Source organism: Flavobacterium gelidicaeli, assembly GCF_013294005.1.
In the GTDB taxonomy this organism is placed as follows: Bacteria; Bacteroidota; Bacteroidia; order Flavobacteriales; family Flavobacteriaceae; genus Flavobacterium.
In genome coordinates this window covers 66,790-82,617 of the sequence record NZ_JABSNK010000006.1, presented here as the reverse complement: position 1 = coordinate 82,617, position 15,828 = coordinate 66,790, and the positions used below count along the sequence as shown (strand labels likewise).

Genomic DNA, 15,828 nt, shown 5'->3' with positions numbered 1-15,828 from the left:
TTATTTTGAAACAACGTCCTAACTATAGTACTGATTTAAAAAACGTAATTATAAAAATAACTCGTTATAAATAGCCCTGATCGAGGCGGTATCCTCGTAGTGCAACGGAGAGATATAGCCGAGAGCAGGAGGGAAGGTCTTTAGAAAATAGCTGCTTCTGCTCCAAAAAAAAGGCATAAAAAAACACCAGCCTCTCGACTGGTGTTTTCTTACTACAACAAATAAATTATTCTGCTACTAGTTCAGATTGGTTTCTGAAAACTAATTCGTCATCAAAAGCGTCTAGCAAAATGATGCTGTCTGTGGTGATGGCACCAGACAGAATTTCCTTAGACAACTTGTTTAATACTTCTCTTTGTACGACACGTTTTACGGGTCTGGCTCCAAACTGTGGGTCGTAGCCTTTTTTGGCTAGATAAGCAACTGCTTGCGGTGTTGCGTCCATGGTGATGCCTTGAAGCGCCAGCATTTTAGTCACTGATTTGAGTTGGAGTCCTACAATTTTGGCAATGTTCTCACTTGTTAATGGGGTGAACATCACAATCTCGTCAATACGGTTGATGAATTCTGGACGTACGGTTTGTTTTAATAAGTTAAGGACATCAGCTTTTGCTGACTCTGTTACTTCTTCTACAGTGCCTTTGATATTATCAAATTTATCCTGAATGATCTGACTTCCCATATTGGAGGTCATGATAATTATAGTGTTCTTGAAATCGGCTAGGCGTCCTTTATTATCGGTTAATCGCCCTTCGTCTAGTACTTGCAACAAGATATTGAAGGTGTCTGGATGTGCTTTTTCGATCTCATCAAGTAAAATCACTGAATACGGTTTTCTTCGCACTGCTTCGGTCAATTGTCCGCCTTCGTCATAGCCTACGTATCCTGGAGGCGCACCTACTAAACGGCTCACACTGTGGCGCTCTTGGTATTCACTCATATCGATGCGCGTCATGGCGTTTTCATCGTCAAAAAGGTACTCGGCTAGGGCTTTGGCCAATTCGGTTTTACCCACACCAGTTGTTCCTAGAAAAAGGAAGGTTCCCACGGGTTTACGCATGTCTTGCAATCCTGCACGAGAACGACGTACGGCATCACTCACAGCTTCGATCGCTTCCTCTTGACCTACCACGCGGCGGTGCAATTCTTCCTCTAGATGCAATAGTTTTTCACGCTCGCCTTGTAGCATTTTCATAACCGGAATTCCAGTCCATTTGGCTACTACTTCGGCAATATCTTCCTTAGTAACCTCTTCTTTAATTAAGGAACTGCCGCCAGATTGATTTTCAAGCAATTCTTTATGTAAAACGTCTAGGCGTTCTTGGGCTTCTTTGATTTTTCCGTAACGAATTTCGGCTACTTTTCCGTAATCGCCATCACGCTCTGCACGTTCTGCTTCATATTTATAATCTTCAATCTCCGTTTTTATGGCTTGTACATTATCAACAACATCTTTCTCTGATTTCCATTTAGCATAAATTTTATTACGGTCTTCTTTTAAATTAGCCAACTCCATGCCTAAAACTTTGAGTTTGCTCTCATCTTTTTCGCGCTTGATGGCTTCAATTTCGATTTCGAGTTGCATTACTTTTCTATCTAAAACATCCAACTCTTCGGGTTTGGAGTTAATCTCCATTCGGATTTTTGATGCCGCTTCGTCCATTAAATCGATGGCTTTGTCTGGAAGAAAACGGTTGGTAATATAACGCTCAGATAATTCTACAGCAGCGATAATTGCCTCATCTTTGATTTGGACTTTATGGTGTGTTTCGTATTTTTCTTTGATACCACGTAAAATAGAAATCGCACTTTCGGTATCTGGTTCTTCGATGATGATTTTCTGGAAACGACGTTCTAAGGCTTTGTCTTTTTCGAAATATTTTTGATATTCGTCCAAAGTCGTTGCTCCAATAGCACGGAGTTCTCCACGAGCCAATGCCGGTTTTAGAATATTAGCAGCATCCATAGCACCTTCGCCACCACCAGCGCCTACAAGGGTGTGAATCTCATCAATGAAAAGCACAATATCTCCCTCGGCAGCGGTTACTTCTTTCACTACTGCTTTCAAGCGCTCTTCAAACTCTCCTTTGAATTTGGCTCCTGCAATAAGCGCTCCCATATCTAGAGAGAAAACAATTTTGTCTTTCAAATTATCAGGTACATCACCATCTACAATTCGGTGTGCTAATCCCTCAGCGATAGCGGTTTTACCCACACCAGGTTCTCCCACAAGCATGGGGTTGTTTTTTGTACGACGCGTTAATATTTGCAATACACGACGGATTTCCTCATCACGACCAATTACAGGGTCTAGTTTTCCGGCTTTGGCTAATTCGTTTAGGTTTTTAGCATATTTATTTAAAGAATTATAAGTTTCTTCGGCTGATGCCGAGGTTACTCGTTCTCCTTTTCGGAGTTCGTCAATGGCTGCTTTTAGTCCTTTTTCGGTTACGCCTTGGTCTTTTAATATTTGAGAAACTTTACTTTTTGAGGCAAAAATGGCTAACATTAAATGTTCAATAGAAACAAATTCATCATTCATTTTTTTAGCAATCGTTTCGGCATCATTTAAGGTACTGTTTGCTGTTCTCGAAAGCATTACTTCTCCTCCAGAAACTTTAGGAAAGCTCTGAATTGTGCTGTCTAATACTTGAATGAACAACGGCACATTGACATTTAATTTTTTCAGAATAAAAGGGGCTACATTTTCATCAACTTCAAAAATTGACTTGAAAATATGCTCGTTTTCTATTTGTTGTTGCCCATATTCTTGAGCCAGTTGTTGCGAGTGCTGAATAGCCTCCTGAGATTTAATAGTAAATTTATTTATATTCATGATTTATTTGGTTTTTAACAACAAGCCTGCGCTTGTTAATTTGTAAAATACTTTAATGGGTTTTATTATTAATTTATTTTATCTTTGTAAATGGATGTTCAATTTATATTCCATAGTAAAATTACAGACAAAATGGCTTATTAAAAATGATTTATATCATATAAAGCGGTCATTTTGACTTAAATACCGACAAATTATGAGTTTTTTTAAAAATATTTTTGGTAGTTCTGAAAACCAAAACGAATCCAATATAAAAATGGATTGGGAACCATTGAATCATATTACACAATTAGACGAGATTGTTACTTTGTCAAAAGAGAAGCCGGTTGCTATCTTTAAACACAGTACGCGTTGCAGTATCAGCCGTATGGCTTTGAAACAATTCGAAAATGAATTTGATTTTCCAGAAAAGGTAACGCCCTATTTTCTTGATTTGATTGCTTTTCGTGATATTTCTAATGATATTGCTAGTCGTTTTGGGGTACAACATCAGTCACCACAATTGATTTTAATCAAAAACGGAAAAGCAGTTTACAATACTTCACATAGTGATATTGATGCTGTAGCATTGAAGACTAAAGTATAGTTTTTATCTAAAAAGGGATAAAATTAAAGCCACGAATTCACCTATTATTTTTATGAATTTGTGGCTTTAATTATTTTAAAAACTACCGCCAGAACCGCCACCGCTAAAATCACCACCTCCAAATTCCATTGGGGATTGGGTTGTTACTTCGGGTTTTAATCCGCCTATTTGCGATGTGATAAGTATATCAGCATTCAAAAAAGCATTTGTCTTTGTAAAACGATCGGGTTGGAAAGTGATTCCGGTTTCTTTATTTTTTAATTTTAGAATCGTAAAAAGCGTTGTTGCAAATAGTACGGCTCCTCCAATGGTTAAGGCAATCTCAACGGGTAAAACGGAATAGTAATATCGGATTGTGAAAACTGAGAAACACAAGCTTAACAAACCAATCCATAGTAAGATTCGGTCTTTTTTTACCAAACCAAAATATAAATAACTCGCAGGCACAATAAAGGTAAAAGCATAAAATAGATAAGCAAAGGGAATATCGCTTCCAGGTGCAACATCTTGCCCTAGCAAATCGATAGAAAGTTCGCGCACTATTAGGTAGTTTCCTGAAAAGTAAAAAAGGATTAAAGCGAAATTCTTGGCTAATAAAAGCCCATTGTAATAAAAAGGAGTAGCTAATTTTTGTAGTGCTGTTTTGCTACTAAAATATATAGCTAAAGCAAAAGCCATCATGATGAATGGTAAGAAGGCTTGTATTGACTCATTCAATTCAAATATACCCAAAACGATGGTGTAGGTTAATGCTAAAGAAAACAGCAACGCCATTGATAAATGTAAGTAACGGAGGTAGCTCAATAATGCAGTTCCTGTTATAAATGCTGCCATTACTAATTCGTTAAAATCAGATGTGATTCCTATGCCTATAGCCAAAGCGAGTTGGGATCCTAAAATGAAGGCGTCGTCAAGCCCATGACCATAATATGTTGATCTACTTAATATTTCAGATCCAATAATTCCAATGATGGCAAAGGAAAAAACTAAATATTCAGAACTATTATGAATTGAATCAATTGCAATTAAAGCAAGAAAACCACAGATTGAGGAATATAAAAACACACCTAAAATAAAAAAAAGGATTCTAATAACTAAGTTATTGTTAGTTTTAGGAACGACAAATGTTTTTTCAATAGCTCCGTATTGCTCTTTATCAAAAAATCCCGCTTTTTGCAGCGAACCCGCTTCTTCTAGTAAGCTCAAATTTTGTAATTCTATTTTATCGTAAACTATCATTGTTTTTTTGTTTGTTAAAATGCTTTATTAATTTTATAAATAAAACGATGGAACCTATAAAGTAAAAAGGAATTATAAAGAATATTAAAATATAGAAGTCATCAAAATTAAGTAATACAATAACTTTGAAAAACAGTATGTTAGCGCCAATATAGGCGTATAATACAGTGAATATTAAAAGCGAAATAGCTTGAAACTGATAACTAACTTTATAATAGTAAAATAGAGTACCGGCCAAAATGAGTGCAAATACAAACCAATAAGGTTGAAACAAATTATTGATGCACGAAATGCTAATTAGATGCAGTCCAAAAGTAAGGTAAACGAGCGTGAAATGCTTTTTTAAGGCAATTTGGTTGCTATAAATTGACCACAGAATAAGTACCACTCCAAGTCCAATAGCCGAGTAGCTTAAAGTGTTTGTATCGTAAAAATCATTATCAAGTAGGGATTGTGGACTAACAGATAAACCAATATAAGCCGCAAGACCAGTGATTGCAATGGATAAAATACTTTTGTTGTCAAAGTAATAAGCGCAAAAGAGCCCAATTGCAGTAGGAATTAAAGTTGCTAATCCGTAGTGCGTACCAAAAGCCGTGTATTGAAATTGTAAATAGCCTATAAAAATACAACTGAGTAGCAATGCCGCTAGTATAATATAATCATAAATGGGATTTTCAAAACTGGTTTCTCCCTTTTGAAATCCATTTGCATTCTTGAAACTGAAATAATAGCAAACAACGGTCACTACTAATAAAATAGCTAAAATAGCGACATGACCAATCGTATCAATATTTTGGTAAATTAAGATTCCGATTCCTGTTGTAAATGACAAAACTGAAAGATATAGAAATAGTTTTAACTCTCCATGTAGAGAAAAAATCCCTAGGTTCCGATATGCTTTAACTTGGGTAAGTTGGTTTTCTGTCAGAAAATTTTGGTCAAAAAGTTTCTGAGTATTTTGTTCTTCAAAGCGGTTCATAAATGGTTTTTTAGTTAGCTAAGATCAAATATATGTATAAATTATATTCGTTTTTATTGTTTGTAATCATTTAATTTAAAAAAAAAATCCATTCGGTTTGGAATGGATTTTAGTAGTTTATAAAGCTTTTGTCATTTTCTCTTTTATCTCTGCTAAACAAAGGTTGTTTATACTTCCTTCATGCGTATGTTTAGTTTCTTTTGGAGATGCGTAGGTTCCATTTTCTAATTGTTCGGCAACGGCTTTGTAGGCGTCTCTAAAAGGCATTCCTGCAACCACCATTTCGTTTAAAGTGTCTACTGTAAACAAATAATTGTATTTTTTATCGGCTAAGATATTGTCTTTTACTTTAATGTCTTTGATTGAAAAAATAGCAATGTCCAAACAAGCTTGCAAGTTTTGAATGGCTGGAAATAAGCCTTCTTTTAATAGCTGCAAGTCTCTGTGGTAACCACTAGGAAGGTTATTAGTAATCAAAGTAATTTCATAAGGCAAGGCTTGAATTTTGTTGCATTTCCCACGAATTAATTCGAATACATCTGGATTTTTCTTGTGCGGCATAATACTCGAACCAGTAGTTAAATGGGCGGGTAAACCGATAAAATCAAAATTCTGACTCATGTACAAACAAACATCCATAGAAAACTTCGCTAAAGTTGCAGCTACGCTACTCATGGCAAAAGCCAGTGTTTTCTCTGATTTTCCACGGCTCATTTGAGCGGCTACAGAGTTGTATTTTAAGGTTTCGAAACCTAATTCCTTTGTCGTAAAAGTACGATCAATAGGGAAGGAGCTACCATATCCTGCAGCAGAACCCAACGGATTTTGATCAACTACTTTTAAAGCAGCGTTCAACATGGTGATATCGTCAATCAAAGTCTCCGCATAGGCAGAAAACCACATCCCGAACGAGGACGGCATCGCGATTTGCAGGTGCGTATAGCCAGGTAATAAAACGTTTTGGTATTTCTCAGCCGATTCCATTAGTAAATCAAAAAGTGATTTTACTTGCGCTTTCATTTCGATAACAACATCTTTCAAATACAAATTGACATCCACTAAAACTTGATCGTTACGAGAACGTGCGGTATGTATTTTTTTTCCAGCGTCGCCTAGTTTTACCGTCAATAAGTATTCTATTTTGGAATGTACATCTTCAAATGAATCTTCGATTTCGAAATTTCCAGCGGCTACATCAGCAATGATTTCGTTTAGAGCAGCTACTAATGAATCAGTTTCAGTAGTAGTTAATAAACCGATGTTTCCTAGCATTTTGGCATGAGCTATAGAACCCAAAGCATCGTATTTTGCTAGTACTAAATCCAATTCACGGTCGTTACCAACGGTGAATTGTTCGATTTGTTTATCAGTAGGTATTCCTTTTTCCCAAAGTTTCATAGTTGTGTTTTTTGTTTCGCAAAGATACTCAGAGTTGTCTCAGAGATTTGCAAAGTTTATTTTTTGAACTATCCGGATTTTCCGGTTAGTTGCATTTTTATTTTGAACTGCTCGAATTTTTCGAGTAGTTGAAATTTCTTCCAACTCACCATTCTGGTATATTTCTTTTAAATGATAGTTATGGTATGAGATTCTAATCCAAATAGAGACACAATAGCCTTTTGTTTTAAACAAAAAACCTCCTCAATATAAGTAATTTTAACTCTAATGTTATTGGCGCTTGTTTATAAAGTAGAATTGGTTTTCGCATTGTTTTTTATTTTGTAAAGATACTCACAGGTAAATCAGAGATTTACGTAGTTTATTAATTTTAATAACTTGAAGTTAAAACCTTAAAGCTTATTGTATCTATAAATATAACAACCAACTTCTGAAGGATGATCTAATACGAGATTGTTTTTATTTTCTTTTATAAGTCGAAAGAGAATTATAAAATCTCCAAATGCAGCCATTGTAAAAAAGATTCCAAAAATCAGAAAAAGTATATTTCCAGTTATAAATGATATTATTACTGGTAGAACTCCTAAAATTATAGTGGGCATAATACCACCAATTATATAATGTTTTACTAATAAAGGCTCTTTACAATGACAATATGGAGTTAAAAATCTCCAAAGAACACCAAATTTAATTGATTTAAAACCGTCTTTTGTAAATTTTGCCCATGTTATACCATGAATTAATTCATGTAAAATTATCCCAATTGTCAAAGTAGATATTATAATTGTGAAAATTAAAATAGGATTTAAATAACCATTATTTTTAAAATAAATTATAGATTTTTTGATGTTTTCTTTATTTATATTTTTATTCCAAATGAGATAATATGGAATTAAGTAAATTATTAAAATAGGTATAATTGAAAATATTGCATATAGGTTAGCTTTAACTAAGTTAAATGTTATTAGTTCCCTTGTATAATCTTTATTATTATCCATTTTACTTTTTTTTCAAGAAATCACTCAATATTTTGATGTACAAGTCGATTCCTTCTTCAATTTCGTTTACATATATAAATTCATCTGCTGAGTGTGATCGCAGTGTGTCTCCAGGGCCTAATTTCAATGATTTACAGCTCAAAACTGATTGGTCAGAAAGAGTAGGAGAGCCATAAGTCGTGCGACCTAAAGCAATTCCGGCTTGTACCAATCCATGGTTTTCTGGAATTGAGGACGAGCTTAGATTCATAGAGCGTGGTGTTACCTCGGCATTTACGTGTTCTTGTACAATCGCCAGAACTTCGTGATTGGTATAACAATCGTTTACCCGAATATCAACAACGATATCACATTCTGAAGGAACTACGTTATGTTGTTTTCCTGCATTGATTTGTGTAACGGTCATTTTTACTGGTCCTAACTGTTCCGATAATTTGTCGAATGTATAATTCTTAAACCATTCCATTACGGGAATTGTTTTGTACAAAGCATTGTCTTCATTTTGATGTGCTGCATGACTGGGTGTTCCTTTGATTTTTACATCCAGCACCAATAAACCTTTTTCGGCTATAGCCAATTGCATTAAAGTAGGTTCGCCTACGATAGCACACTCTAACTCGGGTAAATGTTTTAAAACACTGTTCAAACCATTTTTACCGCTGCTTTCTTCTTCAGCCGAAGCTACGATCACAATATTATAAGGCAAATTTTCCGCGGCATATAAATGTACGAAAGTTGCCAATAGCGAAACCAAGCAACCACCAGCATCATTACTCCCTAAACCGTATAGTTTTCCATCTTCTACAATGGCTTTCAATGGGTCTTTAGTGTACGCCTGATTAGGTCTCACGGTGTCGTGGTGTGAGTTCAGTAAAAGCGTTGGTTTGCTTTTATCAAATGTCTTATTGTATGCCCAAATATTGTTGTTTTCTCTCTCAAACGGAATGGCATTTACTTCAAACCATTTTTCGATCAAAGCTGCAGTATTTTCTTCTTCACTAGAAAAAGACTGAGTTTCAATCAGGTTTTTTAATAAGGCAATCGCTTCTTGAGTAAGTGTTTCTTTGTTTTTCATATTTTTTGTATGTCGAATCTTAAAACTGAAATTTTCAGTTATAAACTTACCATTAAGATATTTAGTTCATTAAGCTTAAAGACCTTAATCTCTTAATGGTGATTTTCAAGGTTTGTTTCTATAAAGCAATTGTTGTGCAAATAACATCGTTATTTTGTAACATGCTGTGGTGACCAATTCGTATTTTCTTAACTCCTTTAGACAAGCTATTGAAGCAGTTATCCAATTTAGGAATCATCCCGGAATGAATGGCTTTTTCTTCTTTTAATTTCGAATATAAGTCGGCATTCATCTTTAATATTACAGACGAATCATCTTCTGAATCGAATAAAACGCCTGGTTTCTCAAAGCAATAATTCAAAGTTACATCATAGACCTCGGATAAGGCAATGGCTAATTCACTTGCAATCGTATCGGCATTAGTGTTTAATAATTGTCCTTGTTTATCGTGGGTAATCGCGCAAAAAACAGGAATGATACTGTTCTCTAATAACGTTGATAGTAGCGGAGTGTTGACTGACTTCACATCACCAACAAAACCGTAATCTATCGTAGGATGGTTTCTTTTATCGGACTGAATTAAATTTCCATCCGCTCCAGAAAACCCCATCGCATTTGTATTATGTCCTTGCAATTGAGCCACAATATTTTTATTTATTTGCCCTGCATAAATCATGACTACAACCTCTAGCATTGCGGCATCAGTAATACGGCGACCGTCAATCATTTGAGGAACCAGACCAATGCTTTGTGCCATTTTGGTTGCCGATTTTCCACCACCATGCACCAGTACTTTATAGCCTTCAATTTTAGAGAAATCGTTCAGAAACTGTTGTAGTTCGTTGGCATCATCAATAATGTTTCCGCCAATTTTCACAAGGGTTACTAATTTACGTAGCCCTCCCGAAAGTTCGGGACTCTCCACAGAAGAGGGAGCCGAATTTGAAATATTGGAGTTTTCTAACGGTATAGTCATTACTTTTTCTTTTTAGACTTTTTTGTTTTTATTCCCCCTTTGGGGGCTAGGGGGATTAGTATTTTTTGCAACACCAATTGCGCTGCATAGGTTCTATTGTTAGCCTGTTCGATTACAATCGAATTCTCGCTGTCAATCACTTCATCGGCAACGATTACGTTACGTCTTACCGGCAAGCAATGCATGAATTTGGCGTTGTTAGTCAATGCCATCTTTTCCGCGGTTACCGTCCAACTTGGATCACTGTTGGTGATTTTGCCGTAGTCGTTGTAATTACTCCAGTTTTTAGTGTAAATAAAATCGGCATTTTCGAATGCTTTATTCTGATCGTATTCTATTATTGAATCCTTCGTGATTTCAGGATTTAATTCGTAGCCTTCTGGATGTGTAATGACAAAATCAGCGTCTTGCAACTGCATCATTTCTACAAAGGAATTGGCTACAGCCTGCGGTAAAGCTTTAGGATGTGGCGCCCATGATAATACTACTTTTGGTTTGTGTGCGGTCTTATGTTCTTCCATTGTGATGGCGTCAGCAAGTGCCTGCAGAGGGTGACCCGTGCAACCTTCCATATTCACAATAGGTACAGTCGCGTATTTTAGGAATCCAGCCATTACCGTTTCGGCATTGTCTTTTTCCTTGTCGACTAGGCCAGCAAAAGCCCTTACCGCAATGATATCACAATATTGAGATACAACCTCTGCAGCTTCTTTGATATGCTCCGAAGCACCTTGGTTCATTACCGCTCCGTCTTCAAACTCTAAAGTCCAACCTTCATTGGTAAAATTCATCACCATGACGTTCATCCCAAGGTTCAAAGCTGCCTTTTGTGTGCTCAAACGCGTTCTCAAACTTGGATTAAAAAACAACATTCCTAATGTTTTGTTTTTACCTAATTTTTTGTTTTTAAGCGGGTTGCTCTTAATTTTAATTGCCGACTTCACCCATTTAGAGAGGGAGTCGATATCTTTTATTGAAGTATAATTCATCTTTATTTAATTTTAGTAAAAGGTATTTTGTTTTGCAAGGCATTCAAAATGAAATTATCATTTAAACCATTCACAACCCAAGTCTCAATATTAGCTGCTTTTGCAATTGCAGCCGCTTCTATCTTAGATTGCATGCCACCGGTTCCTTGTGATGATTTAGCGTCGCCTACTTCTTTGTCTAGAAGTTGTAGGTCTGTAACCAAAGAAATCGTTTCCGGTACAGCGTCATGAATAGACGATTTTGTATATATTCCATTTGTATTAGTAGCTATGATTAAGATGTCTACTTTTAATAAAACTGCCGCTAATGCCGCTAATTTATCGTTGTCACCAAACCGAATTTCATCCGTTGCAACAGTATCATTTTCATTAATAATCGGAATGTAATTGTTCTCCACTAAAACATTAATCGTATTGACAATATTTACTTTTGACTGGTCTTTTTCAAAGTCGGAATAGGAGAGTAGACACTGCGAAGTCAGCAATCCTAAATCACTAAAATTTTCATGGAAGATCCGCATTAAATGTGGTTGTCCAATAGAAGCCAAAGCTTGTTTAACCACTATTTCTTTTCCTTTGCTCTCCAATTTCACAAATTGTTTTGCAGCAGCAATAGCGCCAGAACTTACAATGATAAACTCATATTCTTCGTTCAAGGCTGCAATTTGCATTCCAATATCCTCAATCTTTCCTCTCGAAATATGATTGGTTTCTCTTGTTAAGGTATTGGTGCCTATTTTTAGTAATATTCTTTTTTTAGCCATAATTTTGAGCTTTGGGCATACAGCTATCAGCAATGGGCTTTTAGCTTTGTAAATAAATTAATTTTTTAAAGGAATCGATTTTATCAACACCTTTTTACATAGCCCACGGCTCATAGCCGAAAGCCTATTTTGGAACTACCTTATCTGTCCTTCTCCGTAAACATACCATTTATTGGTTACCAAATGTTGCAAACCGATTGGTCCACGTTGGTGCAGTTTATCGGTGCTTATTGCGAGTTCGCCGCCAAGTCCAAATTGTCCTCCATCGGTAAATCGGGTAGAGGCATTTTGATAAACGGCTGCCGTGTCTACGTTATCCATAAACTCCTGCGCGATTTCGTTATTTTCTGTAATTATAGAAGCCGAATGTCCGCCACAATATTTATTGATTTTGTCAATCGCTTCTTGATCAGAATTGGTCGCGCCAATTACAATTTTATGATCTAAAAACTCTTCGTACCAAATCAAATCGGCCTCTATTGCTTTTACTCCAGTCGCTTTTGCAACAGCTGCATCTCCTAAAACGGTTACATTAAAGAGTTGTAATTCTGTCACTAATTGTTTTGCAAAAACTTCCCAGTTTGGAACGTTGGTATCAATTAATACTTTATCCAAAGCATTGCAAACGGATATATTTGAGGTCTTTCCGTTAATTATTATTGCTATTGCTTTTTCTAAATCGGCCTCCTTATTTACGTATACAAAGTTGTTTCCGCGACCACTTACAATAACGGGACAAGTAGCGTGCTTCTTTGTGAAAGCTATTAGTTGTTCGCCACCACGCGGTACAATCAAGTCCACTTTTTGTGTTGGATTTTCTAAAAAAGCCTGTGTTTTGGTGCGGTCATAATTCAAATATTCCACCCATGAAGTAGCAACATCATTATCTTTTAGCGCTTGATGCCAAAGACTCACAATCTTTAAATTAGACAGCAATGATTCTTTTCCGCCTTTCAATAAAATTTTGTTTCCCGACTTAAAAGCAATTCCACCCGCTTCCACTGTTACGTCAGGACGCGATTCATAAATGATCAAAATAGTTCCAAAAGCAGCTGTTTTATTGCTGATTTTCATTCCGTTTTCGTGTGTAAAATCAAAAAGAACTTTTCCCACCGGATCTTCCTGACTCGTTAATTGTTGCAATGACAAAATCATTCCGTCAATCTTCTCGTCATCAACAAGTAGACGCTTTTCCATAGCCAAATCATCCCCAGAATAATTGCTTAAGTCTTGTTGATTTACTGCTTTAAGGTTCGCTCTTTCTTGCTCTAAAAGTACTGCCATGGTACTTAAAACAGCATTTCTCTTTTCGATTGGAAGTATTTTGCTCATTTTATTTATATTTTTTTGGGCGTGTCCCTATCGGGTCGGGCTATTCGTTTCCGCTTTTTTTTATCAATTACCACGGGTTAAAACCCGTGGCAATTGATAAAAAAAGAGCTTCACTGCTATCCCTCACGCACACTATCTTTGATTATATTCCTTAAATTACACCTATTTGATCGGAGTGTATTTCAGTAAATATTTAAAAATTTTTAAAATCTGCAATATTTGCGTGCAATTATTTTTTCTCAGATTTTACTTTATGTCTAAAACTTAGCAACTCAGTGACTTAGTCGCTTAGCTACTTTTAATAATTATTTCAACTCTGCCAACGATTCCTGCAAAGCCACTATAAAAGTATCAATAGCATCAGTAGTAATCGTCAAAGGAGGTAGAATTCTCAATAAGTTTTTATTGTTTGCTCCACCGGTGAAAATATGTTTTTCGATGATCATTTTCTTTCTCAAAGCGCTCACGTCAAAATCAAATTCGACTCCTAGCATCAATCCTCTTCCTTTTACTTTAATGATTTCTGGAATCACTTTAATGGCTTCCAAAAAGTAAGCTTCAACTTGGATAGCGTTTGCCATCAAGTTTTCTTTTTCGATCACTTCAAGAACGGCAATACTTGCAGCACAAGCCAAATGGCTACCACCAAAAGTAGTCCCAAGCAATCCGTAGCTCGCTTTAAAGTGCGGAGCAATTAAAATACCACCAATAGGGAAACCATTCCCCATACCTTTGGCCATGCAAATAATATCTGGTGTGATGCCATGAAATTGGTGTGCAAAAAACTTCCCGCTTCTTCCAAAACCAGATTGTACCTCATCCATAATCAAAACCACATCATGAGCTTTGCAAACTTTTTCAAGTGCTTGAAAAAATTCGGTTGTTCCTTGGTCTAAACCACCTACACCTTGAATAGGCTCAATGATTACGCAAGCCACATCGCCTTTTTTTAATTCGGCTTCTACCAAATCGATTTGGTTCAAGGGTAAAAAAGTAACTACTTGTTGCGCATTAATCGGCGCAACAATTTTTTTGTTATCTGTAGTTGCCACAGCTGCAGACGTACGTCCGTGAAAAGCGTTTTCAAAAGAGACTACTCTTGCTTTATTAGTATGAAAAGAGGCCATTTTCAAAGCATTTTCATTTGCTTCGGCACCAGATGAACATAAAAACAAACTGTAATCGGTATAGCCAGAAAGTTTTCCTAGTTTGTCGGCTAGTTCCACTTGCAATGGATTCTGGATCGCATTCGAGTAAAAACTCAATTTATTCAATTGTTCGGTTACTTTAGCAACGTAATACGGTTGCGTATGTCCGATGGATATAACTCCGTGACCAGAGTATAAATCTAAATATTCGATTCCGTTCTCATCTGTAATGGTGCAATCTAATGCTTTTACAGGAGTGATAGGGTATAATGGGTAAACGTCAAATAAGTTCATGGTTTTTTGTTTTTTTAGTTTAAGGTTTAAAGTTTCAAGTTCGCGTAAAACATGAAACTTTAAACTTGAAACAAATTTTTAGAATCCTGATGGTTTCAAATGCAACCCTGTAGTTTCGTTCAGTCCAAACATGAGGTTCATGTTTTGAACGGCTTGTCCAGAGGCGCCTTTTAGTAAATTATCAATCACTGAGGTGATCAAAACCCGGTTTCCTTTTTTCATTAAACTGATAATGCATTTGTTGGTTTGTACTACTTGCTTCATGTTGATGTTTTCTGTGGTAACAGTTACAAAGGGTTGGTCTTTATAAAACGCTTGGTATTTTGTAAGCAGTTCTTCTAAACTTTCGTCTGATTTTGTGTACAACGTAGCAAAAATACCTCTGGGGAAATCTCCTCTGTTGGGTACAAAAATCAATTCGTTGGCATACGATGCTTGCAATTGATTGATGCTTTGGTTTATTTCGCCTAGATGTTGGTGTTCGAAAGCTTTGTAATGCGAGAAATTGTTGTTTCTCCAACTAAAATGCGAAGTAGTTGATAAACTTACACCTGCTCCAGTACTTCCTGTTGTGGCATTGATATGTACATCTTCGCTCAACAATCCGTCAGCAGCTAGTGGCAATAATGCTAGTTGGATTGCGGTTGCAAAACAACCTGGATTGGCGATATAGTTGGCGTTTTTAATGCTGGTTTTATTTAGTTCCGGTAATCCGTAAACAAAAGATTTCCCGTCGAAATCTTTGTCGTTGATTAGACGGAAATCATTCCCTAAGTCGATAATTTTTGTGTGACTTGCAAACGGATTTTCTTTTAAAAATGAAATCGACTTGCCGTGTCCCAAACAAAGAAAAAGTACATTAACATTGGGGTTCACAGTATCGGTGAAATTCATTTCGATATCTCCCATTAGATCTTGATGCGCAACAGATAAGGGTTTTTCAGCATTTGTGGTGCTGTAAACAAAATCAATTTTTGCATTAGGGTGAAACATCAAGATTCTTATTAATTCTCCTGCTGTGTATCCTGATCCGCCTATTATTCCTATGTTAATCATAATTTTTATTTTTAAGATTGTTTGTTTATAAAAAACGCAATCTAAATTTTAAAACATTTTTATTTTTTAACCATTAAGGAATTAAGGTAAATTAAGCTTAATGAAACTTAATTTCTTAATGGTTATAATTTTTTCAAAGTCTATATTTTATAGCT

The 15,828-nt window shown here is 36.0% G+C and carries 13 protein-coding genes; 1 reads left to right on the top strand and 12 read right to left on the bottom strand.

Annotated features, from left to right (window positions below):
* Positions 1 to 226: 226 nt before the first annotated feature.
* Positions 227 to 2,836: an ATP-dependent chaperone ClpB gene (gene clpB / locus HNP99_RS10775; RefSeq protein ID WP_173853391.1), complete on the bottom strand. Its 2,610-nt coding sequence runs from the start codon at positions 2,834 to 2,836 to the stop codon at positions 227 to 229.
* A gap of 196 nt (positions 2,837 to 3,032) precedes the next feature.
* On the opposite strand from clpB, the gene ytxJ reads away from it, so the two are divergent.
* Positions 3,033 to 3,422: a bacillithiol system redox-active protein YtxJ gene (ytxJ, locus tag HNP99_RS10770; protein ID WP_173853390.1), complete on the top strand. Its 390-nt coding sequence runs from the start codon at positions 3,033 to 3,035 to the stop codon at positions 3,420 to 3,422.
* Between the two features lie 75 nt (positions 3,423 to 3,497).
* Here ytxJ and HNP99_RS10765 read toward each other — a convergent pair whose 3' ends face one another.
* The 11 genes from HNP99_RS10765 to argC all read right to left on the bottom strand — a co-directional run bounded on the left by HNP99_RS10765 (position 3,498) and on the right by argC (position 15,673).
* Positions 3,498 to 4,661 carry a hypothetical protein gene (locus HNP99_RS10765; RefSeq protein WP_173853389.1) on the bottom strand — a complete coding sequence of 388 codons (1,164 nt, stop codon included), beginning with the start codon at positions 4,659 to 4,661 and terminating at the stop codon, positions 3,498 to 3,500.
* Positions 4,645 to 5,643, bottom strand: coding sequence for a DUF2157 domain-containing protein (locus tag HNP99_RS10760; RefSeq protein ID WP_173853388.1), 999 nt, complete (start codon positions 5,641 to 5,643; stop codon positions 4,645 to 4,647). Before HNP99_RS10760 ends, HNP99_RS10765 begins: the two co-directional genes overlap by 17 nt.
* A 117-nt stretch (positions 5,644 to 5,760) precedes the next feature.
* Positions 5,761 to 7,041 (bottom strand): argininosuccinate lyase, encoded by a 1,281-nt coding sequence (gene argH, locus HNP99_RS10755; protein WP_173853387.1) that lies wholly within the window; start codon positions 7,039 to 7,041, stop codon positions 5,761 to 5,763.
* 392 nt (positions 7,042 to 7,433) lie between these two features.
* Positions 7,434 to 8,039, bottom strand: a complete 606-nt coding sequence (locus tag HNP99_RS10750; RefSeq protein ID WP_173853386.1) for a DUF3267 domain-containing protein — start codon at positions 8,037 to 8,039, stop codon at positions 7,434 to 7,436.
* Position 8,040: 1 nt separating this feature from the next.
* Positions 8,041 to 9,114, bottom strand: a complete 1,074-nt coding sequence (locus tag HNP99_RS10745) for a M20 family metallo-hydrolase (protein WP_173853385.1) — start codon at positions 9,112 to 9,114, stop codon at positions 8,041 to 8,043.
* 118 nt (positions 9,115 to 9,232) lie between these two features.
* Positions 9,233 to 10,090: an acetylglutamate kinase gene (argB, locus tag HNP99_RS10740; protein WP_173853384.1), complete on the bottom strand. Its 858-nt coding sequence runs from the start codon at positions 10,088 to 10,090 to the stop codon at positions 9,233 to 9,235.
* The gene (locus tag HNP99_RS10735; protein ID WP_173853383.1) at positions 10,090 to 11,079 is read right to left on the bottom strand and encodes an N-acetylornithine carbamoyltransferase; all 990 of its coding nucleotides are present in this window, start codon (positions 11,077 to 11,079) and stop codon (positions 10,090 to 10,092) included. The genes argB and HNP99_RS10735 overlap by 1 nt, the downstream gene beginning before the upstream one ends.
* Before the next feature lie 2 nt (positions 11,080 to 11,081).
* Positions 11,082 to 11,843, bottom strand: coding sequence for a glutamate 5-kinase (proB, locus tag HNP99_RS10730; protein ID WP_173853382.1), 762 nt, complete (start codon positions 11,841 to 11,843; stop codon positions 11,082 to 11,084).
* A 135-nt stretch (positions 11,844 to 11,978) separates the two neighbouring features.
* Entirely contained in the window at positions 11,979 to 13,175 is a 1,197-nt protein-coding gene (locus tag HNP99_RS10725; RefSeq protein WP_173853381.1) for a glutamate-5-semialdehyde dehydrogenase, read from the bottom strand.
* A 305-nt stretch (positions 13,176 to 13,480) separates the two neighbouring features.
* Entirely contained in the window at positions 13,481 to 14,617 is a 1,137-nt protein-coding gene (locus HNP99_RS10720) for an aspartate aminotransferase family protein (protein ID WP_173853380.1), read from the bottom strand.
* 78 nt (positions 14,618 to 14,695) lie between these two features.
* Complete coding sequence (gene argC / locus HNP99_RS10715; protein ID WP_173853379.1) at positions 14,696 to 15,673, bottom strand: N-acetyl-gamma-glutamyl-phosphate reductase; 978 nt, start codon at positions 15,671 to 15,673, stop codon at positions 14,696 to 14,698.
* Positions 15,674 to 15,828 lie beyond the last annotated feature (155 nt).